The 22,182-nt window shown below is 44.3% G+C and carries 19 protein-coding genes; 4 read left to right on the top strand and 15 right to left on the bottom strand.

The window, feature by feature from the left end:
- Positions 1-192 precede the first annotated feature (192 nt).
- Both ACED53_RS15540 and btsR read left to right on the top strand, forming a co-directional pair.
- The gene (locus tag ACED53_RS15540) at positions 193-1,863 is read left to right on the top strand and encodes a sensor histidine kinase (protein ID WP_017100495.1); all 1,671 of its coding nucleotides are present in this window, start codon (positions 193-195) and stop codon (positions 1,861-1,863) included.
- A 105-nt stretch (positions 1,864-1,968) separates the two neighbouring features.
- Entirely contained in the window at positions 1,969-2,700 is a 732-nt protein-coding gene (btsR, locus tag ACED53_RS15535) for a two-component system response regulator BtsR (protein ID WP_017077726.1), read from the top strand.
- Positions 2,701-2,857: 157 nt separating this feature from the next.
- On the opposite strand, the gene ispH is transcribed toward btsR, so the two are convergent.
- The 6 genes from ispH to murJ form a co-directional block, all read right to left on the bottom strand.
- Complete coding sequence (ispH, locus tag ACED53_RS15530) at positions 2,858-3,814, bottom strand: 4-hydroxy-3-methylbut-2-enyl diphosphate reductase (protein WP_012603278.1); 957 nt, start codon at positions 3,812-3,814, stop codon at positions 2,858-2,860.
- A 127-nt stretch (positions 3,815-3,941) separates the two neighbouring features.
- A complete protein-coding gene (gene fkpB, locus ACED53_RS15525) occupies positions 3,942-4,373 on the bottom strand; it encodes an FKBP-type peptidyl-prolyl cis-trans isomerase (protein WP_017100496.1) in 432 nt (143 codons plus the stop codon).
- 194 nt (positions 4,374-4,567) lie between these two features.
- Positions 4,568-5,068 (bottom strand): signal peptidase II, encoded by a 501-nt coding sequence (gene lspA, locus ACED53_RS15520; protein ID WP_017100497.1) that lies wholly within the window; start codon positions 5,066-5,068, stop codon positions 4,568-4,570.
- Between the two features lie 158 nt (positions 5,069-5,226).
- Complete coding sequence (ileS, locus tag ACED53_RS15515) at positions 5,227-8,085, bottom strand: isoleucine--tRNA ligase (protein WP_017100498.1); 2,859 nt, start codon at positions 8,083-8,085, stop codon at positions 5,227-5,229.
- Between the two features lie 63 nt (positions 8,086-8,148).
- Positions 8,149-9,084: a bifunctional riboflavin kinase/FAD synthetase gene (gene ribF, locus ACED53_RS15510; RefSeq protein WP_012603275.1), complete on the bottom strand. Its 936-nt coding sequence runs from the start codon at positions 9,082-9,084 to the stop codon at positions 8,149-8,151.
- A gap of 70 nt (positions 9,085-9,154) precedes the next feature.
- Positions 9,155-10,717 carry a murein biosynthesis integral membrane protein MurJ gene (gene murJ, locus ACED53_RS15505; protein WP_009848488.1) on the bottom strand — a complete coding sequence of 521 codons (1,563 nt, stop codon included), beginning with the start codon at positions 10,715-10,717 and terminating at the stop codon, positions 9,155-9,157.
- A 250-nt stretch (positions 10,718-10,967) separates the two neighbouring features.
- Between murJ and rpsT the strand changes: the two genes are divergently transcribed.
- A complete protein-coding gene (rpsT, locus tag ACED53_RS15500) occupies positions 10,968-11,228 on the top strand; it encodes a 30S ribosomal protein S20 (RefSeq protein ID WP_012603273.1) in 261 nt (86 codons plus the stop codon).
- A gap of 220 nt (positions 11,229-11,448) precedes the next feature.
- Here rpsT and ACED53_RS15495 read toward each other — a convergent pair whose 3' ends face one another.
- Together ACED53_RS15495 and nhaR are read right to left on the bottom strand one after the other, a co-directional pair.
- Positions 11,449-11,742 (bottom strand): metalloregulator ArsR/SmtB family transcription factor, encoded by a 294-nt coding sequence (locus ACED53_RS15495; protein ID WP_009848443.1) that lies wholly within the window; start codon positions 11,740-11,742, stop codon positions 11,449-11,451.
- Positions 11,743-11,842: 100 nt separating this feature from the next.
- Positions 11,843-12,733 carry a transcriptional activator NhaR gene (gene nhaR, locus ACED53_RS15490; RefSeq protein ID WP_009848442.1) on the bottom strand — a complete coding sequence of 297 codons (891 nt, stop codon included), beginning with the start codon at positions 12,731-12,733 and terminating at the stop codon, positions 11,843-11,845.
- A gap of 388 nt (positions 12,734-13,121) precedes the next feature.
- Between nhaR and ACED53_RS15485 the strand changes: the two genes are divergently transcribed.
- Positions 13,122-14,267 carry a Na/Pi symporter gene (locus ACED53_RS15485; RefSeq protein WP_017102996.1) on the top strand — a complete coding sequence of 382 codons (1,146 nt, stop codon included), beginning with the start codon at positions 13,122-13,124 and terminating at the stop codon, positions 14,265-14,267.
- Positions 14,268-14,501: 234 nt separating this feature from the next.
- On the opposite strand, the gene ACED53_RS15480 is transcribed toward ACED53_RS15485, so the two are convergent.
- From ACED53_RS15480 to rppH, 7 genes are all read right to left on the bottom strand, one after another.
- On the bottom strand, positions 14,502-14,978 hold the full coding sequence (locus ACED53_RS15480; protein WP_029225423.1) for a hypothetical protein: 477 nt from the start codon (positions 14,976-14,978) through the stop codon (positions 14,502-14,504).
- A 217-nt stretch (positions 14,979-15,195) separates the two neighbouring features.
- Positions 15,196-16,587 carry a winged helix-turn-helix domain-containing protein gene (locus tag ACED53_RS15475; RefSeq protein WP_017098345.1) on the bottom strand — a complete coding sequence of 464 codons (1,392 nt, stop codon included), beginning with the start codon at positions 16,585-16,587 and terminating at the stop codon, positions 15,196-15,198.
- Positions 16,588-16,731: 144 nt separating this feature from the next.
- The gene (locus ACED53_RS15470; protein WP_009848438.1) at positions 16,732-17,583 is read right to left on the bottom strand and encodes a thymidylate synthase; all 852 of its coding nucleotides are present in this window, start codon (positions 17,581-17,583) and stop codon (positions 16,732-16,734) included.
- A gap of 9 nt (positions 17,584-17,592) precedes the next feature.
- Entirely contained in the window at positions 17,593-18,414 is an 822-nt protein-coding gene (gene lgt, locus ACED53_RS15465) for a prolipoprotein diacylglyceryl transferase (protein WP_004735021.1), read from the bottom strand.
- Between the two features lie 58 nt (positions 18,415-18,472).
- Positions 18,473-19,264 carry a sulfite exporter TauE/SafE family protein gene (locus ACED53_RS15460; protein ID WP_012603268.1) on the bottom strand — a complete coding sequence of 264 codons (792 nt, stop codon included), beginning with the start codon at positions 19,262-19,264 and terminating at the stop codon, positions 18,473-18,475.
- A gap of 8 nt (positions 19,265-19,272) precedes the next feature.
- Complete coding sequence (gene ptsP / locus ACED53_RS15455; protein WP_017100500.1) at positions 19,273-21,522, bottom strand: phosphoenolpyruvate--protein phosphotransferase; 2,250 nt, start codon at positions 21,520-21,522, stop codon at positions 19,273-19,275.
- A 2-nt stretch (positions 21,523-21,524) separates the two neighbouring features.
- The gene (gene rppH, locus ACED53_RS15450) at positions 21,525-22,043 is read right to left on the bottom strand and encodes an RNA pyrophosphohydrolase (protein ID WP_009848435.1); all 519 of its coding nucleotides are present in this window, start codon (positions 22,041-22,043) and stop codon (positions 21,525-21,527) included.
- Between the last annotated feature and the right edge of the window lie 139 nt (positions 22,044-22,182).

Genomic DNA, 22,182 nt, shown 5'->3' with positions numbered 1-22,182 from the left:
GGGGATTATCTGCTAACTGCAAGATCGTTCAAGTCTTCTTAAACGATCGGCATTAGTCCTCTGTGATGGGCTTTACTGTATCTCAGCATTGAGAAGCAATCATCACTGGATATAACCAACGAAAACACAAGCAAAGCTACCGTTACCACGCAATGAGCTTTACACTTAACCAGCGTCTCAATAGGTGAAAATATGGAACTCATTCTCTCTCTGCTGCAACAAACCTGTGTCTACTTAGTGATTGCTTACATGCTAAGTAAAACTCCATTGATTCTCCCTTTGTTGAGCATCTCTTCACGCTTAAGTCATAAGATAAGCTGCTACGTTCTGTTTTCCCTGTTTTGTATTATGGGCACCTATTTTGGACTGCAGATTAATGACGCCATCGCCAACACTCGTGCGATGGGTGCCGTTATGGGTGGTCTATTTGGCGGCCCTGTCGTTGGCTTTGCGGTCGGCTTTACTGGCGGTATTCACCGTTACTCATTAGGTGGTTTCACTGACCTCGCTTGTGCTATTTCAACCACTGCTGAAGGCTTAATTGGCGGCCTACTGCACGTTTACCTAGTGAGAAAGAACAAAGCCAGCCAGCTGTTTAATCCATTGGTGGTTTTCTCGGTAACCCTGTTTGCAGAGATTATTCAGATGCTAATTCTGTTAGCGGTCGCGAAACCGTTTGAGCAATCCTACGCTCTAGTATCCGATATTGCCGCGCCAATGATCATCGCCAACTCTGTGGGTGCAGCGCTGTTCATGAGCATCATCCAAGACAGGAAAACCATCTTCGAAAAATACTCTGCGACCTTCTCACGTCGCGCATTAACCATCGCCGAACGTTCGGTTGGTATTCTGCATGGTGGGTTTAATTCCGATAACGCACAAAAAATCGTGCGGATCATTTACGAAGAGACCAACGTTGGTGCGGTGGCGATCACCGACCGAGAAAAAATCCTCGCGTTCATCGGCATTGGTGATGAACACCATATTCCGAACACGCCGATTTCATCGCAGAGCACGCTCACTTCGATGGAACAGAACGACATCATCTACCTTGATGGCAAAGAGAATCCGTACCAATGCTCCCTTTCGCAAGATTGTAAGCTAGGCTCCGCGCTAATTATCCCGTTAAGAGCAGGAAACGAAGTCATCGGAACCATCAAACTGTATGAGCCAAAGCTGAAACTATTCTCAACCATCAATATGTCGATGGGTGAAGGTATCGCTCAGCTATTGTCGAGCCAGATCCTGTTTAGTAATTATCAACAACAGCAAACGCTGCTCACCCAAGCGGAAATCAAACTGCTGCATGCACAGGTGAACCCACACTTCTTGTTTAATGCGCTTAACACCATTAGCGCAGTAACACGTCGTGACCCAGATAAAGCTCGAGAGTTGATTCAGCACCTGTCTCACTTCTTTAGAAGCAACCTAAAGCAGAACATCAACACCGTGAAGCTCAAAGACGAACTGGCACACGTCAACGCTTACCTGACCATAGAGAAAGCACGCTTTACCGATCGATTAGAAGTGGAATGGGATATTGACCCACAACTGTATGAGTCGCAGCTGCCAAGCTTTACCCTACAACCGCTGGTAGAAAATGCCATCAAACATGGGATTTCTAACATGCTGGAAGGTGGCAAAGTGAAGATCTATAGCGAGGCTTTCAAGGGTGGGGTTAAGTTGACCGTTGAAGACAACGCGGGCAATTATCAAAAGCCATCGAAAGATCATGTTGGACTAGGTATGGAAATTGTTGACAAACGACTCACTAATTTCTTTGGACAAGATTCAGCACTAAAAATAGAATCTCAACCACAGCAATTCACTCGAATGAGCTTTATCATACCTACACTAAAATAAAGGTATTTTCGGAGACGAATCGCTCCGAGTTGAAACATTTAGAAGCTGACATTTAAAAGAAAAGCGTGAACCAAGCAGGGATAGAACCAAGATGAAGATTGTAGGATGTTAAAGGCATTAGTTGTCGATGATGAGCTTTTTGCTCGCGAAGAACTGATTGAACTACTGACCGAAACAGGAGAAGTGGAAATCATCGGCCAAGCAAGTAACGCGATCGAAGGACTGAAACAGATCAATCTGCTCAAGCCTGATGTGGTGTATTTGGATATCCAAATGCCGCAGGTTACCGGAATTGAACTGTTAAGCATGCTTGACCCAGACACCATGCCTTACGTGGTATTCGTCACTGCCTACGACCAATATGCGATTCAAGCCTTTGAAGATAACGCCTTTGATTACCTACTCAAGCCAGTTGAACCCTGTCGATTAAACAAGAGTGTTTGTCGTCTGAATAAGGTCATCAAGCAGAACCACAAAGCGCCGGAGCAAGACATCTCTGCCATTGCTCCATGCCGTTTAGAACAGATCCCGTGTATCGGCCATAACCGCATTGTGATCATGGCAAGCCAAACGGTCGAGTGCGCTTATTCGGATATCAGTGGTGTGCATGTTCGTAGCTCCTCACAAACGGCGACCTCACAGTTAACGCTAAAGATCTTGGAAGAAAAAACCGATTTGATCCGTTGTCATCGACAGTATTTGATCAACATAAAATCGATCCAAGAGATCAAACTGTTGGAAAATGGATTAGCGGAGATCATCACGCTGACTGGCTTTGAAGTACCTGTCAGTCGTCGTTATTTAAAGACTTTAAAAGAGCAACTCGGTCTCCAGTAACGAGTTAGAAGTTAGACGACTTGTTCCAAAGCACGATCAAAAAAGCCAACGCACCAACGTTGGCTTCCTACTGTTTACAAATCAATAGTGTTTACAAATCGATAGTGTTTGCGAATCGATAGAGTTACGAATCAATCTTGTCACAAATCAATAGCGACTAGTCGACTTGCTTAATCTGCAGCTCTTTTGGTACTTCGAAGAACATGTTCTCTTCACGACCTTGAATCTCTTCAACCTCGGTAGCACCCAACTCACGAATACGATCTAAGATTTGGTTTACTAGCTCTTCAGGAGCAGAAGCACCGGCAGTTACACCGATTTTCTTTTTCCCTTCAACCCATTCAGTTTGAATATCTTCAGGGCAGTCGGTTAGATAACCTGGCGTGCCTAGCTTCTCAGCCAGCTCTTTCAAACGTGTTGAATTCGATGAGTTCTTAGAACCGACAACAATCACGACATCAACATCACCGGCCATCTCGCGAATTGCGTCTTGACGGTTTTGTGTTGCGTAGCAGATATCGTCTTTACGTGGCCCTTGGATCTCAGGGAACACGCGACGTAACTCTTCAATCACATCTGCGGTTTCATCAACTGACAACGTGGTTTGGCTGACGTAATGTAAGTTACTCGGGTCGTTCACGACTAAGTTCTGTACATCTTCTGGTCTTTCAACCAAGTACATACCGCCAGTTTGGCTAGCATACTGACCCATGGTGCCTTCCACTTCTGGGTGACCAGCGTGACCAATCAATACCACTTCCATATGTTTGCGGCTCGCTCGAGCAACCTCCATATGAACTTTAGTCACCAAAGGACACGTCGCATCAAATACCGTTAACTCGCGTTCTTTCGCTTCTTTACGTACCGCTTGAGAAACACCGTGAGCAGAGAAGATCACGATATTATCGTCTGGCACTTCACTTAACTCTTCGACAAAAATAGCACCACGCTGCTTGAGCCCCTCAACAACAAAGCGGTTGTGCACCACTTCATGGCGAACATAGATCGGTGGCTGATACATTTCTAGTGCGCGCTCTACGATGCTGATCGCACGATCGACACCGGCACAAAAGCCACGAGGGTTAGCTAACATTATTTTCATTTCATTGCTCATCATTTACCGCGGTACTAAGGTTTTTTCTATAGAGTTCGCTGTCAGCGAGGTTCGCATTCTACAGTGAAGCGCCCAGACAGTGAAGCTCTGGGTTGCGCCACACCTGTAAGGCGATGTTATTCTATCGTTATTCCACCGCTAAGATGTTGACGTCAAACGTAACGTCTTGGCCGGCTAATGGGTGATTAAAATCAACCGTCACTGAATCACCCGCGATCTCAGTGATAATACCTGGAATTTCCATACCATCAGGACCAGAGAAAGCCATAATAGTGCCAACCTCGACTTCAGAATCGCCAACAAACTTAGCACGATCCATATGATGAATATGATCTGGATTTGGCATACCAAACGCGTCTTCCGCCTTCAATTCGATAGACTTTTCAGCCCCCATTTCAAGGCCAATCAGGCACTGTTCAAAGTTCTCACTTAGGCTGCCATCACCCATCACGAACTTTGCAGGCTTACCCATATTTTCGGTGCTATCGGCAACTGAACCATCCTTCATTTTAATCGTAAAATGTAGAGTTACTGCTGAATCATTTTTAATTGCTGCCACGTTACTTTCCTTAGATTTCTTTATTATTTGAGAATGCGCTGTGCTTTGCTTCCTTGTTGACTGAAGCATAAAAAAAAGCGCCGCCGGAATCAACCGACAGCGCTTAGGGCTATTCCATTCTGTGAGTCATAGACTGACTTTAGGGCAATCTAATTCAAAGCGATTTAGTTAATACTCATTAATACCTGAGTCGCCTATTTGCTTTCATCTTTCTTGCGGAAACCATCTAGGATGATCATCGCGGCGCCGATACAGATTCCCATATCCGCTAGGTTAAATGCAGGCCAGTGGTAAGTACCCCAATAGAAGTCTAAGTAATCGACGACAAAGCCATGTACAACACGGTCGAACACGTTACCAACAGCGCCACCAATGATGATCGCATAAGCAATGTTGTTCCACTTATCTGTTGCTGGTAGCTTGCTCATCCAGTACGTCAGCATCCCCGTTACCGCAAATGCGATACCAGTAAATAACCAGCGCTGCCAACCACTTTGATCACTCAAGAAGCTAAATGCTGCACCGTAGTTATGCACGTACAAAAAGTTAAAGAATGGCAACACCTCAATGCGGTTTGCCCAGCCATAACCCATGTTGTCCATAACAAAGAGTTTGATACCGATATCAGCAAGGAAGACCAGTAGGGCCAACCATAACCAACGCACACCAGATTGTTTTAACGAAACTTCACTCATTTCTATTCCTAGTATTTACGAAGTTGGTATTCACTGTTACTCAATTTAAGTGACCTTGATTACCAAACTTGGCTAAACACATTTCCTATAATTAAAAATAACCCCAGTTGGTACTGGGGCTATGATTTTTACAAAAAGTTCAGTATTTCTCTGAGTCGTTATGCGTACTTACGCACTTCGCCTTCACCGTCGATGTTCGACACACAACGACCACAAACTTTCTCGTGGCCTTCAATTGTGCCTACATCTGGAGTGTGGTGCCAGCAACGGTCACACTTCTCAGCTTCAGTTGCTGCAACTTCAACGTACAGACCTTCAACGTCTGTCGCTTGAGCTGTATCAGACTTATCGCTAAGTGGTTTAACAACCGCAGCAGAAGTAATAAGTACGAAACGTAGCTCATCTTCTAGCTTGTTGATTTTAGCCGCTAGTGCATCGTCAGCGTATAGAGTAACTTCAGCCTGCAGAGCGCCACCGATTGTTTTCTCTTTACGAGCATCTTCAAGAAGCTTGTTCACTGCGCCACGAACTGACTGGATTTCAGTCCAGAATTCGTTGCTTAGCTCTTCGTCGTCAGCAAGACCAAATAGGCCTTCGAACCACTCACCTGTGAATACAAACGTGTCGCGTTCGCCTGGCATCTCGTTCCAGATTTCATCTGCAGTGAACGACATGATAGGAGCCATCCAACGAACTAGAGCTTCTACGATGTAGTAAAGCGCCGTTTGGCAGCTACGTTGAGCATGGCTGCCCTGCTTTGCTGTGTACTGACGGTCTTTAATTACGTCTAGGTAGAAAGAACCCATTTCGATAGAACAGAACTGCATTAGACGTTGAGTTACACCGTGAGTGTTGTACTCACCGTATGCTTTAACGATCTCTTCTTGTGCAGCTTGAGCACGGCCAACAGCCCAGCGATCAAGTGCTACCATTTCTTCAGCAGGCACTAGGTCAGTTTCAGGGTTGAAACCGTTCAAGTTCGCTAGGAAGAAACGAGCCGTGTTACGAATACGACGGTAAGCATCAGCAGAACGCTTAAGAATCTCGTCAGAAACCGCAACTTCGTTAGTGTAATCCGTAGAAGCAACCCATAGACGTAGAATATCTGCGCCTAGCTTGTTGGTTACATCTTTAGGAGCAACAACGTTACCGATAGATTTAGACATCTTACGGCCGTTACCATCAACCACGAAACCGTGCGTTAGCACTTGCTTGTATGGTGCTTCGTCTTTCATCGCGATAGATGAAATCAAAGAAGACTGGAACCAGCCACGGTGTTGGTCAGAACCTTCAAGGTAAAGATCAGCACTGTGCGTTCTTTCTTCATTCGGGAAGTTGTACTCTTCACGAGAGTCAACAACAGAGAAGTGCGTTACACCTGAGTCGAACCATACGTCTAGCGTATCAAGTACTTTCTCGTACTTGTCAGCGTCTTCAGCCCCCATCAGTTCAGCAGCATCTACATCCCACCAAGCTTGAATGCCTTTTTCTTCCACAAGCTTCGCTACTTTTTCAATAAGCGCTGGGCTATCTGGGTGAAGTTCTGATGTTTCTTTATGAACAAACAGAGCAATTGGCACACCCCAAGTACGTTGACGAGAGATACACCACTCAGGGCGACCTTCGATCATACCTTCGATACGGCTTTGACCCCATTCTGGCATCCATTCAACACTCTTCGTTGACTCTAGTGCTTTTGCACGTAGGCCAGCTTGATCCATAGAGATGAACCATTGTGGTGTTGCACGGAAGATGATTGGAGTTTTGTGTCTCCAACAGTGTGGGTAGCTGTGCTCGTAAGCGTGGTGATGCAGTAGTGCACCCTTCTCTTTTAGAACTTCTAAAACAGAGTCGTTCGCTTTGAATACGTGCTGACCAGCAAATAGCTCAGTATCTGGCAGGTAAACGCCGTTAGAACCTACTGGGTTAGCAATTTCTAGGTTGTACTTCTTACCAACCACGAAATCCTCTTGACCGTGACCAGGAGCGGTATGAACCACACCAGTACCAGAGTCCGTTGTAACGTGGTCGCCAAGAACAGCAGGAACCGTAAAGTTGTAGAACGGGTGGTTGAATTGAGAAAGCTCAAGATCAGCACCAGTAGCAAAACCAAGGTTATGGAAGTGCTCGATACCCGCACGATCCATTACGTCTTTTGCTAGTTCAGAAGCAACAACGATACGTTGAGCAGGCTGTTCGCCATTCGCTTCAACTTGGATAAGTACGTATTCAAGATCATCACGTAGACATACTGCGCGGTTAGCCGGCAGAGTCCATGGTGTTGTCGTCCAAATAACGATAGAGATTTCGCCCTGACCCGCGTGACCTTCCGCTAGAGTAAATTTCTCTAGTAGAGCCGCTTCGTCAGCTGCTGTAAATTTCACATCGATAGATGGAGACACTTTATCTTTATATTCAACTTCAGCTTCAGCCAAAGCAGAGCCACAGTCAGTACACCAGTGAACTGGTTTGAAACCTTTAAGAAGGTGACCTTTGTCTGCGATTTTGCCTAGAGAACGAATGATGTTCGCTTCAGTTCCAAAATCCATAGTGCGGTAAGGTTTATCCCACTCGCCCATGATACCAAGACGTTTGAAGCTCTCTTTCTGACCTTCAACTTGGCCCGCAGCGTACTTACGACACTCTTCGCGGAATTCTGCCGCTGAAATCTTCTGACCAGGCTTACCTTTCTTCTTCTCAACCATCAACTCGATTGGAAGACCGTGACAGTCCCAACCAGGGATGTACGGTGCATCAAAACCAGAAAGGGTCTTAGATTTGATAATAATGTCTTTAAGAATCTTGTTCAGCGCGTGGCCAATGTGAATGTCGCCGTTCGCGTATGGAGGGCCATCATGCAGTACGAAAGATTTTTTACCTTTCTTTGCCTTACGGATCTCACCGTAAAGGTCTTCTTTGTACCAACGCTTAAGCATTTCTGGTTCACGATTTGCCAGATTGCCACGCATTGGGAACCCTGTTTCTGGTAAGTTCAGGGTATCTTTATAATCACTCATCGATTCTTAATTCCGTTATATTGGGCGAAGTTAGACATTATGTTAATCGGTGGAATTATCCGACTAATTCTTTAGCTGAAGCAGCCACACCCTTGCGGCTTCAGCATCCAATTCTATTTGATTCTTTAATGCGTCGAACGACTCAAACTTTATCTCGTCGCGCAGTTTGTGCAAAAGTCGCACTTCTAACTGTTTACCATATAAATTGGCTTTAAAGTCAAAAAAATGTACTTCTAATTGCTGCCTTACACCATTAACTGTTGGTCGTTGTCCAATATTAGCAACACCACCGACAGGAACACCGTCGATATCTAATGCTTCAACAACATACACTCCCGACACAGGAGAAACACAACGTTTTAATGGAATATTAGCGGTAGGGAAACCGATAGTTCTCCCTAGTTTACGACCATGAGAAACACGACCACTGATACTGTAGTCACGCCCAAGCATGGTAGCACTAGAAGCCAAGTCATTGGCCGCTAACGCATTTCGTATCTCAGTGCTGCTTACTCGTAATTGGTTTAAGCAATAGCTTTGGGTGCTCACCACCTCAAAACCATATTTTTCGCCCGCTTCTTTAAGCATAGCGAAATTACCTGTTCGGCCTTTGCCAAAGCAAAAGTCGTCACCAACCACCAAGAATTTCACACCAAGCTTATCAACCAAAAGATCCTTAATGAACGCTTCCGCAGACAAGCTTGCAAAATACTGATTGAAATTCACACACAATAAACGACTAATCTCTAGCTTGCTCAATTGCACGTACTTATCTCGTAAGCGAGTTAAACGCGCTGGCGCTCGACCTTTAGCAAACAACTCCATAGGTTGCGGTTCAAACGTCATGACAACAGAAGGGAGTCCCAGTGCTGTAGCTTGTTTAGAAACCTGACTCAGAACCTCTTGATGCCCTAAATGAACACCATCGAAGTTACCTATGGTTAATACACAGCCATGATGCTGTGCTTTAATATTGTGTATACCTCGGATCAGTTCCATTGTGATCAGCTAAAACCTGTTATTTGCATCATTTATTGTGTGAAACCGACGGATTATATACTAATCAGTATTAATCTGTCGCTGCTTTTAAATGTTTTACTCGGATACCTAAAACCAGTACCGACACAATATAAGCAAAGCCACCAAGTGCGATCAACCCTGTTAGCGTCAACGCTCTTTGGTTGAAGCTCCAATCAAGCCACAGCTGCATATTGTCTAGTTGCCATAAAATCACGCCAACCATCACAGTTCCAGATACTAATAATTTAAGGCTAAACAACAATGTAGTCTTGGTTAAACGATAAACACCCGCTATATGCAGACCACGATAAAGTAGAGTCATATTCACGAACGCAGATAACGCCGTTGCGATTGCCAAACCAACATAACCATAGAAATAAGCGAAGATCGCGTTGAACACCATGTTAGTGACCATCGCAATGATGCCGTACTTCACAGGGGTTTTAGTATCTTGACGTGAGTAATAGCCCGGAGCCAACACTTTAATCAACATGAAGTTAAGCAAGCCTGAAGCGTATGCCACCAAAGACATGGAAGCCTGCTGTACATCATGTGGTGAAAACTCGCCACGCATGAAGAGCACCATCAGCATAGGCTTGGCTAAAACAATAAGACCTAACATAGCAGGAATACCTAGCAATAAAACCATGCGCACGCCCCAGTCCATTGTATGAGCAAACCCTTCCCCTTGAGCGTCTACGTGTTTACGCGACAAAGCAGGAAGAATAACCGTCGCAATAGCAATACCAAACAAACCGAGTGGGAATTCCAATAATCGATCCGAATAATATAGCCAACTGATAGAGCCGGTTGCTAGAAAGCTGGCAATGAAGGTATCGAACAACAAGTTGATTTGGCTCACTGACACACCAAACAAGGCAGGGATCATTAGCGTGCGGATCTTAACTACACCGGGATCTCTCCACCCCCACTTCGGTTTAACCAACACACCCGCTTTAATCAAGAAAGGCATTTGGAAAAGGAACTGGACTAAACCACCAAGAAACACACCGATGGCCAAGCCAATTTCGGGTTGTTCTAAATTAGGAGAGATAAACCATGCTGAACCTATGATCATTACGTTCAGGAACACAGGGGTAAATGACGAAACCGCAAATTTGCCCATGGTATTGAGGATTGCACCAGATAAAGCAACAAAGGTGATAAACCATAAATAAGGAAAGGTAATCTTGAGCATAAAGCTCGCCAGCTCAAATTTTGGTGCTGCTGGGCCATCATTTAACCAATCGATAAACCAACCTGCGCCAAACATCGCAGTGATGACACCCGAGCCCAACACCCCGATAACGGTGACGATAGAAACTAGTACCCCGAGCGTGCCCGATACTTTGGCAATTAAATCTCGAGTCTTATCTTTATCACCTGCAGCGTGATATTCTGTTAATACAGGAACAAACGCTTGAGAAAAGGCACCTTCTGCGAAAAGTCGACGTAAGAAATTAGGGATTTTATTAGCGAAGAAAAATACGTCGGCACTCGCTCCTGCTCCCATCAAATTTGCTACTACTACATCACGTACTAGCCCCAATACGCGGGAAACAAAAGTCATTGCACTGACAATCAGGCCTGACTTTAATAGTCGTTTACTCACACAAACCTCTGACACTGGTTGATTACTTTCAAGCGAGGATAAATACTATCCTGTCCTAAGAAGCATATTTATTAGCATTGGTCTAAAAATGCTGTTAGAATCCCCGCCATCTTAACCGCGATGACCTTTCCATACCAAAGTTTGTTTGGCTACGATTGGTTTTTGCACAAATCATTTGACAATTAAGCGCCTATGAGGGATAGTCCTCGCCCTTAAATTGTCACCGAACTAAGTTTTTGGGAGTTAGACCTTGGCAAACAGTAAATCTGCTAAGAAGCGCGCTATCCAAGCTGAGAAACGTCGCCAGCACAATGCTAGCCGTCGTTCTATGATGCGCACTTACATGAAAAAAACTATTGCAGCTATTGAAGCTGGCAATAAAGAAGCTGCAACTGCTGCTCTTGTAGAAGTTACACCTCTTCTAGACCGCATGGCGACTAAAGGCCTTATTCATAAGAATAAAGCTGCACGTCATAAGTCTCGTTTCGCTGCTGCAATCAAAGCTCTTTAATAGAAATTTGATTACAACGCAAAACGAAAAAAACCGGCCTCGGCCGGTTTTTTTATATCTAAATTTTGAGTAACACAGAGATTTTTCTTGCTGAGCGTTACTTGGTTTACTTAAAGATATGCGGTTTGCTGATAGGCACTAACGTTCGACATGAAATACTGACACTTCCTTGTGTCGACCCTACCCCTGGTAAGAAATCACTTCCCCCACCAGCAATAAACTACTTGCAGTACATACCATGCAGTAGGTTAATCATCGCTTTTACTTCTTCACTGCTCAATGTGTAATACACTGTTTGAGCTTCTTTGCGAGTTTCGACCAAACCATCTCTTCTCAACCAAGCAAGATGTTGAGATAAAGCAGATTGACTCAATTCCAACTTGCCACACAACTCCCCAACCGACAGCTCAGTACCATGCAATAGGCACAGAATCTGTAAGCGACGCTCATTGGCCATGGCTTTGAGTAGAATCACAGCTTGTGCTGAATTCTTCTCCATCTCTTTTAAGTTCATAGTTTGGCTCCATACAACCTTTACGCCAAGTCCGGGTTATCTGTATTTCCGGCAGATTATGAAGTCATGATAATCGATATCAATTCATTAACAAACAAGCTCACTCGAACAATTTGCTAAAATCTGCGTCACATACATTTTTTACTGCTGGATGTTGGATCATCCTCTCAGCAAATATGACGTAGTACTCCTCTTTTAACTCCTCGATTCCCCCCAACAATTGCAATGACGTATCTTCCTCAACCTCTGACATATATAGCGTAGGCGCTAAGAAAATAGCGTCGTGGTGGTAACGAGCGAAAGCCTTCATCAATGCCGCGTCATCAAACTCACCCAAAATATCAGGCTTAAGTCCTTGTCTATCAAACCATTGCAGTACTTTACGCCCCATCGAAGTTCGACTTCCTGGGATTAACAGTTTCTTTTGTTCTAATACAGCAGGAAAGTTAACACCTTCCACATTACCTGAACTGAAAAAGCTCATACCACTCTCACCCAACTTTTTACTAAACAGGCCTGGGCTTTGGCTAGAATCCACCGGGCAGTCTGACAAAATCATATCGAGCTTATGCTGAGAAAGTTGTTCAAGTAGCATTTCATGAGTCGATTCAAAGCAGCGTAAATGAATGCTGTTATCGGGTGGGATTGTCGACATCAATATCTTGCTGACTAATCTTTTGGACAGTGCATCCGCGACGCCAACATCAAACAGAATATTGGAGTGCTGGCTATAATTCACGATATCCAGCATCTCGTAACTCAGGCCAAACATACGATCGGCATATTTAAAGACCAACTGCCCAAGCTCTGTCGGCTCAACACTGCGACCATTACGCTTAGTTAGCTTGCCGTCCATACGCTCTTCTAAGGCTTTTATCTGACCAGTTACCGTTTGTGGTGTTAGGAATAGGGCTTCTGCAGCTTTAGTAACAGAGCCTTGCTTGCAAACCATCCAGAAGTAATAAAGGTGGTTATAGTTGAGATGCGACATAAATGTGCCGTAAAAAAGAGAAGATAACCTGTTATATCAAATATGACACCTCCACTCAACAAACTCGGAAAAACCACACCTAACTATCAATTACTACTTATTTTTACGAAGTGTCTGATTTCATAATGTAATATTTCAACGATTATTTTCAATTTTTCTCTAACTTTTAAGATCTATATCACCTATCAAAAACACGAACAAAACACTTTAAAAACAACAAGTTAAACCAACACCATTTCAAGAGCAAATATTTAAAGAGCAAATCATCACAAAAAAGTCTCACCTAAACCAAAATGTAATATTACTGAAATATTTGTTCTCTAACATCACGCTCAGATTAAACAAACAGACCAAACACAGACTAAAACGGTCCAATGGAGAAAACATTATGAACCAAGCTACTACTGCAGCAGCGCCTATCTCGAGCACAACTCGTTGGCTACGCTGGGCTAACTTGGCATTCATGCTTTACCTACTATTACTTTCAGTTTCAATGGTTGGTACAGGCTTCAAATGGGCAACAGGCGAGCAAGCAAAAGTTCTTTTCGAATTTGCTTCACACCCAGTTGCAGGCTTAATGATTGGTTTAGTAGCAACAGCACTTATTCAATCATCAAGTACAGTTACTTCAATTATCGTTGGCCTTGTGGCAGGTGGTTTACCTGTTGAGCTAGCAATCCCTATGATCATGGGTGCGAACATTGGTACTACGGTAACCAATACGCTAGTTAGCCTTGGTCATGTTCGTTGTAAAGATGAGTTCAAACGTGCATTCGCAAGTGCGACGATTCACGACTTCTTTAACCTATTAGCCGTTGCTATCTTCCTACCACTAGAGATGGCGTTTGGTATTCTAGAGAAAATTTCTCACTGGTTAGTATCACCGATGCTAGCAACAGGTGATATGAGCATGGGTGGTCTTAACTTCATCAAGCCAATCACTAAGCCTGTTGTAAGTGCGATTAAAGAACCACTATCAACGTTTGGCGACACTGTTGGTGGGGTTATGCTTATCGTTCTAGGTATCGCGACTATCTTCGTAGCTATCACGGTAATGGGTAAGCTAATGAAGAGCCTAATGGTTGGCCGTGCTCGTGAGATTCTAAAGAACGCAATCGGTCGTGGTCCTATCCACGGTATCGCTTCTGGCTCTATCGTGACTATCCTTGTTCAGTCTTCTTCTACAACAACAAGCTTGATGGTTCCACTAGTAGGTTCAGGTGTTCTTAAAGTACGTGACGTTTACCCATTCACTTTGGGTGCAAACATCGGTACATGTATTACGGCTCTACTTGCAGCTACAGCAGTATCTGGTGAGTTCGCAGTATTCGCACTACAGATTGCTCTAGTACACTTGGTGTTCAACATCATGGCAACGGTATTCATCTTTGGTATTCCGTTCCTACGTGAACTGCCAGTGAAAGCAGCTGACATCATTTCAGACATGGCAGTGAAAAATAAAGCTGTAGTAGCTGGTTATCTTGTTGCGGTATTCCTTGTACTGCCAGGTAGCGTGTTAGCACTGACTGCTTAATAGCAAAACAAACATCGCTTATAGCAAAGCCCGCAACCTCCTAGGTTGCGGGCTTTTTCTTTTCTGAAAGGCAGATGTGGGATGCGAGTGAACGAGTAACGAAAAGCGACTGCCTCTCATTATCTGCGTTTGATATTCAGTATCTCACTGACTCAAATTTAAAGACGCTCTTCGTATCCCGCATCTCGTTTACTCGTATCTAGCTACCCTTCGTATCCCGCATCTAAACAACGCTTACTTACCTTGCTCATTACGCAGATACATAATGGCAACCATGCCAAAGCCGATAAGTTGCCATAGATACTGCCCGTCGCTTGCGCCTGTGATGGTTTGAGTGAAAGCCATACAAGCAGTCACAAATAAAGAAGCAAAGGCAGCATAAAGTAACCACGGACGCTCCTTGCCAGACATGAACTCACCTGCAAATACCGAACGAATAACCAGTAAAAACGGTACACATTGCAAACCAATCAGAATAGGGAACATAAAATCGAATGTTGGACTCAGTAGAGCATGACCGATTTGGCTCTTATCCCAAGTTCCTACAATATAGCCTTTCCAGCCAGCCCAAGTATCACCTGAATAAGCGGTATCTGGCGTAATAAAGCCAAGCACGCCGCCCATCACTTTATCAACAAAGCCATTTTTGAACCAAAAGACGAATAAGAAGATCTGAATTGGAATGATCTGAAAAGCAAACTTCTTCAACATGTGTGTACCCCAAATAATTAATGATTTGGTTACCAGTATGTGGAAGTCGATGTTTTTACGCTTGATGCAAGGCAATCGAGCCTGAGTCCAAACAATAATCAAACATGTTGAGAAGCCTGTTAGCACAAGGAAACCTTGCGGAAGAGCCGTTACTATTAGCGGTAACTCAACGTCTTCACTTCAAAGAGAATTATGTGGTTTAGGAAAGGTTTGTTTTTTATAAAGATTCAATAAGATCAAACAGTTGGCCATTATACTCTTTTTTCACTTCGGTATAGCGCTGATAGTTGTATTGCGAACCTTCTGGGTTATCCGACAGCTTGTCAGCCACACTAAGTAGATAAAAACTGATAGGGCTCGGTGTACTTTCGGCCGCATAAAAAAGGTAAGGGAAAGCTTGATTGGCATGTTGGTTGATTAACAGTGCAAGACCCAAGGTAAGGTTGGCAATATCACAACGTGGGTTCATCTCAAAGGCTTGCTTTGCCAGTTGCAGTGCATGTTCGCGATCTTCTTGCTCATGACTTTGCAAATAAGCCAAAGATTCCGAATACGACAATAAGGCATTGACCAAATAATTGTCTCTTCCTTGCTGTTGAATCGTATCCAACTGAAGTGCGATCTCTGCAAATGGCTGTCCACCTTTGCCTTGGTAGAAAAGCGATATTCCCTCTGAAATAACCTTCCAATCGTCGTAGTTATCAATAGAAGTCACTCGATGACTGACGACACCGTATTCTGAACTCATTGGGGCAATAATGGCTTTAATCTCAAGAATCACATCCCCAATGGCATCAAAGAAGTTATCTTGGCTAAAGCTCTTTTCCACTTTCTGGCTTTGATTGGGCTGGCGGTTGTTTTGTATCAGCACGCTCAGTATATAATTACTGCCCTTTTGCTTGAGCCAACCTTTGAGTTCGACACCATTATTGGCAAGTGATTGCTTGCCCTGTTTCGAGAGCTGAGAGAAGTGGTAACCCGATAAATTTCTCGCTGAGTTCAGCCCGTAGAATAGGTAGTTGTACACGCTTTCCGACATCTCATAATCGTCCGCAGAATCGAGTGTTATGTCATGGATATAAACGGGAATCACATCACTTTGAGGCGCAGAAATAACAGCTGTGTCATTGGTTGAGACATCAATTTGCCACGCCCAAGTTGCTATTAAGCCAATAGAGAATACTGCGGTTGTAATCAGGGCGATGGTTTTATTTTTAGGCTTAGAAACAACTTTGATTTCAGGTGGGGGAATTTCTACTACGGGAGTAGTCTCAACGCTAGGCTGAATTATCTCAATATCGAACAGATAACCTTGCTTAGGAATGGTCTGAATGATGCGATACGGACGTACTTTATCCTGAAGCTGACTGCGCAGTAAACTGATGACCTGTCTGACCAAGTTGTCAGACACTTGAGTTCTTTGCCACACATCAGCAGCTATCTGCTGCGTACTAACCACTTGCCCGCGCTTGTCGATGAAATAGCTGAGCAGCCTTGCTTGTAGTGGCTCTAAATGAATCTCTTCACTATCAATCACCAACTGGTTTTTATCAGGGTAGAAAGAAATAGGAAAGTCGTGTTGCAATACAAAGCAATGCGAGCGAGTCATAGTAGTTCTGTGGTTAGAAAAGACCACTCAAGATTATTGGTTTTACGAATAGTAAGCAAGCCAAGCATCAGAAATAAAAAAGGCTGCACAGAGGCAGCCTTTCGATCAATCAGTCAGTCAGTCAGTCAAACAAAGCAGATTAGATTAAACCGAGAATGGGTACTTAATCGCTTCGTGGCATTCGTAGCCTTCAACCCAGAAGTCATCCATCGTCACCCACGTTTCCAAATCTTCTAAAGACTTAATCTCAGGATTGATATGGAATGTTGGCCCTGCTAAAGGCTCACGCTTCAACTGGATATCACGCATAGGTGCGAGTTGATCTTCGTAGATATGAGCATTAACCAGCTTGTGGTAAGCCACACCCGCTTTCTTACCCGTGATTTGCGCCATGATTGCTAGGAACACATACACTTGAACCATGTTGAAGTTCAGACCTAATGGAACATCACAAGAGCGCTGAGTACTGTTTAGGTACAAAGTGTCACCAAGTAGAGAGAAGTGATGGCTGTACATACACGGACGCAAACAACCCATGTGGAACTCACCTGGGTTATAGAAGTTTAAGATCTCGCCGCGGTCATCAATACCGTTTGTTAGATCATCAACAATCTTCTTCAGTTGGTCGATATGACCGCCGTCAGGTTTTGCCCATGCACGTCCTTGAACGCCATAAACACGGCCCATGTCGTCTTCACCCTTGCGGTAAGGGTTATTTAGCCATGCTTCATTCAGGTTAGAATTCGCATCCCAAGTTTTAGTCCCTAGCTTACGAAAATCTTCAGCATTGTCGTAACCACGTATATAGCCAAGCAGCTCGGCAACTGCGGCTTTCCAAAAACTTTTACGTGTTGTTACCAGTGGGAATTGGTTATTACCAACATCATATTCAAGGTCAGCATTGATTACGGTTAGGCAGCGCTTGCCTGTGCGTTCATTTTCAATCCAAGTACCGTCATTAACGATACGCTGACAGAGATCTAAATACTGTTTCACACCAATTCCTTACTTCGTTTGTTGTGGTAATTCATCTTTGTAGTGACCACGCTTGTATGCCCAAACCATCATCAACACACCGATGATAACCATTGGCAGTGACAAAATTTGTCCCATAGAGATAAATCCACCGAACAAACCTAGCTGAGCATCAGGTTCACGTACGTATTCAACTAGGAAGCGGAATGTACCATATCCTGCTAGGAATAACCCTGATACAGAACCAAGAGGACGCGGCTTTTTGATGAACCAGTTCAAGATGAAGAACAGTACAATACCTTCAAGCGCCATTTCATAAAGCTGAGATGGGTGACGAGGAAGCGGACCACCGTTAGGGAATACAATCGCCCATGGCACATCAGTCACACGACCCCATAGCTCACTATTCATGAAGTTGCCCATACGTCCCATACCTAAACCAAATGGAACCAATGGTGCAATCATGTCTGCGACACCAAAAAAGGTTCGACCGTTCTTTTTGGCATACCAAAGCATCGCGGTGATCACACCAAGCAAACCACCGTGGAAAGACATACCGCCAGTCCATACTTTAAATAGGTAGAGTGGATCATCAATGAAAAGGCCAAAGTTGTAGAAAAGTACGTAGCCAATACGACCACCAAGCACCACACCTAGAAAGCCAGCAAACAGTAGGTCTGATACTTGCTCTCGAGTCCAACCACTACCGGGTTGATCAGCTCGGCGATTTGCTAACCAAAGAGCAAACATAAAACCGACAAGGTACATTAGGCCGTACCAACGAACTGAGATTGGTCCTAGTTCAATAAGAACAGGATCGATATTTGGGAATTCGATAAAACCCTGAGACATACTTGGCTCTCTATCTAAAATTGAATAACGGTTAACTCAACAGCTAACAGAAAAGACACTACAGCAGCATAGTGGCTGCTATAAACATTAAAAATACCGCAAAGAATTTCTTCAGCACGGGGGTTGGCAATTGAGTGGCCAGTTTAGCGCCAACTCGTGTGGTCAGTACTGAGGTACAAGATATCGCTATCAAAGCCGGCAGATAAACATAACCTAAGCTATACGCAGGAAGATCATCGACAGAAGATCCATGCCAAATGAAACCTAGCATTCCCGAAATCGCGATAACACAACCGCATACCGAAGATGAGCCGACGGCTTTACGCATTTCCACACCGTGATGGTTGAGGAAAGGTACCGACAAAGACCCACCGCCAATGCCCGCTAAACTTGATACCAAACCAATACCGCCACCACACAACACGGTTTTAGCTGAACCCGGCATCGACTTTTGGCTCTTAGAGCGAATAGACAACAGCATTTGCAACGCCAATACCAAGACAATCACACCAAAGACTTTTGGTAAGTATTGAGCTGGAATCACATCGGCCACGAAAGAACCTAGGAAGCCACCGACCACCACTCCGGGCATCAACCATTTAACGACAAATATCTCTACGTTACCCAATTTTAAATGGTTAATCGCAGACGATCCCGACGTAACGATGATGGTTGATAACGAGGTAGCCAATGCCATTTGCATCGCAAACTCTTGAGGGATACCCGCTTTAGGAAGCAAAAAGAGTAAAGCAGGAACCACCAGCAAACCACCACCAATGCCTAGCAAGCCAGCTAAAACACCAACAATAGCACCAAGGCCTGCTAGCAAGCCTGTCAGTTCATATGACACGTTAAATCCTATTTTTTACCCGCTCGAATGAAGCCTGTAAATTCACGCTCTTCGAAATAGTTGAGCATCATACTATAGATGTCACTTCCATACGGTTTTGATAGCGCCTCATTTGCCAAATCTTGCAGTTCACTAAGCTTAGATTGACGAATCAAATACTTAGTCCTTGCGACATTTGAGGTGTTCATACTTAACGTCTCATACCCTAACCCAATCAAGAGCAATGCACCCATTGGATCACCCGCAAGCTCTCCACATATACACACCGGCAATTGATATTGCTTACAAGTATCATGGATATGTTTCAATGCCATGATCACTGCAGGGTGCATCGATTCATAGACATCAGAGACACGGGAATTGTTCCGGTCAACCGCCAATAAATATTGAGTTAAGTCATTGGTGCCCACCGAAACGAAATCAACTTTATCCGCAATAAGCGGAAGAAGGTAAAGCATGGATGGCACTTCAATCATGATACCGATACGCGGCATACGCACTCGGTTATCAAGCTCATGCACTTCGTCATACGCTTGTTCAATCAGTTGGAACGCGTCATCCAGCTCCTGCGCACCAGAAATCATCGGCAGCAAGATACTCAAGTTATGGCTTTCACAGCTCGCACGTAGCATGGCACGTAACTGAATAATAAAGATGTCGGGGTGATCAAGGGTAAAACGAATACCACGCCAACCAAGGAATGGATTATCTTCTTCTATTGGGAAGTAAGGTAACGCCTTATCTCCACCAATATCCAAGGTTCGCATCACCACTTGCTTCTCAGGGTAACTCGCAAGCACAGAACGATACTGTTTGAATTGTTCGTCCTCTGACGGAAACCTTTGCTGCAACAAGAAAGAAATTTCGGTTCGATACAGACCAACCCCATCAACCCCTTGGTTGATAGCGATGTTAGTGTCTGCACTCAAGCCCGCATTAAGCAGAATCTCGACTTGCTTGTCGTCTTTCGTTTTTGCCGGTAAGTACAGTTCTCGATTGACCATAGAGGAGAGCTCACTCTCTTCTAGAATCAGCCCCCGATACTCTTTGAGCAGGTTTTTAGTCGGCTCAATAAAGATCTCGCCGCTATACCCGTCAACAATCGCTTGCTTACCATTAGCTTGCGAAAGATTAAGGTTAACTCCCATAACAGAAGGAATACCCAAAGCTCGAGATAAAATCGCTGCGTGCGAGTTCGCCGCCCCTTCCAAGGAAATAACCGCTAATAGTTTTTCTTTAGGAATAGACGCTAATACAGAGGCCGTTAACTCACGAACCACCAAAATAATCGGTTTATCTAACGTGCGAAGTTCATGTTCAGAATTGTGGAGGAAATAGAGCAGTCTTTGACCAAGCTCTCGGACGTCTTGCGCTCTCTCCCGAAGGTACACATCTGACATACGAGCAAAACGGTTAGAGTAACTCTCAACAACCTGTCTCAATGCCCAATCGGCTTTGTCGCCTTTCTGAATTTGACTCTTGAGATCCTTACGTAACATGGGATCGTTGAGTAAGTGAGTAAACAGATCAAAGATCGCCAACGCGTCTTTATTGATTTCACTATCTAAACGCTTTCGCATTCGCTTAAAATCATTGAGAGCATTTTCGACAGCGACTGCCAACAGCTCATGCTCCCTTTCAACATTGAGCGTCGAAGCAGGGTAAACATCGGTGAGTTCAGGCTGAGTATTGTCCCACCATAAGTCACCAATCGCCACACCCGATGAAGCTGCAATACCTTTGGTCGCAGGTAGCTTCTGTTGCTCTAACAGCCAATGGCCTTGAGTTTGGGCATGCGCCACAATAACCGCAAGTTGTGCTGAGAGTGTAACAAGGAAGGATTCTTCCATCTCACTGAATAAACGGGGGGACTTCTGTTGAATGACCAATACGCCAAGCACTTGCTTGCGATAGATAATCGGAGTGCCTAGAAAAGAGTGATAAACCTTTTCTCCAAGCTCGGGAAAAAACTTATAAGTAGGGTGAGCAGACGCCTGTGCAAGGTTAATAGGTTCAGCACTTCTTTTAACAAGGCCAACCAAACCTTCGTCAAAACCAATGTGAATACTATTGCCTTTGAAGATCAGGCCTTGAGTTGCCATCAACTCAAGACGCTGCATATCATTATTTGCCAAATACACGGTGCAACATTCCGTCTGCATCGCGCTGCATGTCTCTTTAACCAAAATATCAAGAGCCGTCGACACATCTTCAACTCTTGATACGTGTTCAACTATTTCCCTTAGTTGGCTGAGCATGCTTAACCTCTACGCAATTTGCGCTTTCCTTTTGTTTTTCGCTCTTTAAACGGCATTGCTAAAGATGCGAATTCTTTCATCGCTCGACGGTAAACATCTCGCTTGAAAGATACAACTTGTCGAACTGGGTACCAGTAACTCACCCAACGCCAACCATCAAACTCAGGTGTGCTTCCACGCTGCATATTGATATGCGATTCATCGCAATCTAAGCGTAAAAGAAACCACTTCTGTTTTTGTCCAATACAGACAGGTTTAGAATCCCACCGAACCAGTCGTTTGGGCAGCTTATAGCGTAACCAATGACGACTTGTCGCGACGATCTTTACATCCTTTTTAGTAAGGCCAACCTCTTCATACAACTCGCGGTACATTGCCTGTTCCGGAGTTTCACCTTCATCTATTCCCCCTTGAGGGAATTGCCATGAATGTTGCCCGTATCGTTTAGCCCAGAAGACCTGACCATGGTTGTTACAGATTACAATACCAACATTTAATCGGTAACCATCGCCATCTATCACTGGCCAACCTCTATCTAAATTTTTAATTACACTGATTTTTCCACATATCCCCAATCGGAGCAAACTTAGTGACGTGACAAGCGCTATATTTATGAATAATAACTACGAATATGGATAAGTTTTGCTCAAATCTTAGTTA

The organism is Vibrio sp. 1F169 (genome assembly GCF_041439605.1).
Classification (GTDB): Bacteria; Pseudomonadota; Gammaproteobacteria; order Enterobacterales; family Vibrionaceae; genus Vibrio; species Vibrio tasmaniensis_A.
This window is presented reverse-complemented; position numbering and strand designations above follow the sequence as displayed.

Excerpts from the sequence above, each read along its gene's own strand:
- lspA (WP_017100497.1), bottom strand. The coding sequence starts at position 5,068 with ATGAGTGAAGTTTCGTTAAAACAATCTGGTGTGCGTTGGTTATGGTTG.
- ACED53_RS15475 (WP_017098345.1), bottom strand. The coding sequence starts at position 16,587 with ATGACTCGCTCGCATTGCTTTGTATTGCAACACGACTTTCCTATTTCT.
- ACED53_RS15480 (WP_029225423.1), bottom strand. The coding sequence starts at position 14,978 with ATGTTGAAGAAGTTTGCTTTTCAGATCATTCCAATTCAGATCTTCTTA.
- ispH (WP_012603278.1), bottom strand. The coding sequence starts at position 3,814 with ATGAGCAATGAAATGAAAATAATGTTAGCTAACCCTCGTGGCTTTTGT.
- lgt (WP_004735021.1), bottom strand. The coding sequence starts at position 18,414 with ATGTCTCAGGGTTTTATCGAATTCCCAAATATCGATCCTGTTCTTATT.
- ptsP (WP_017100500.1), bottom strand. The coding sequence starts at position 21,522 with ATGCTCAGCCAACTAAGGGAAATAGTTGAACACGTATCAAGAGTTGAA.
- ACED53_RS15485 (WP_017102996.1), top strand. The coding sequence starts at position 13,122 with ATGAACCAAGCTACTACTGCAGCAGCGCCTATCTCGAGCACAACTCGT.
- ileS (WP_017100498.1), bottom strand. The coding sequence starts at position 8,085 with ATGAGTGATTATAAAGATACCCTGAACTTACCAGAAACAGGGTTCCCA.
- nhaR (WP_009848442.1), bottom strand. The coding sequence starts at position 12,733 with ATGTCGCATCTCAACTATAACCACCTTTATTACTTCTGGATGGTTTGC.
- ribF (WP_012603275.1), bottom strand. The coding sequence starts at position 9,084 with ATGGAACTGATCCGAGGTATACACAATATTAAAGCACAGCATCATGGC.
- ACED53_RS15495 (WP_009848443.1), bottom strand. The coding sequence starts at position 11,742 with ATGAACTTAAAAGAGATGGAGAAGAATTCAGCACAAGCTGTGATTCTA.
- btsR (WP_017077726.1), top strand. The coding sequence starts at position 1,969 with ATGTTAAAGGCATTAGTTGTCGATGATGAGCTTTTTGCTCGCGAAGAA.
- ACED53_RS15540 (WP_017100495.1), top strand. The coding sequence starts at position 193 with ATGGAACTCATTCTCTCTCTGCTGCAACAAACCTGTGTCTACTTAGTG.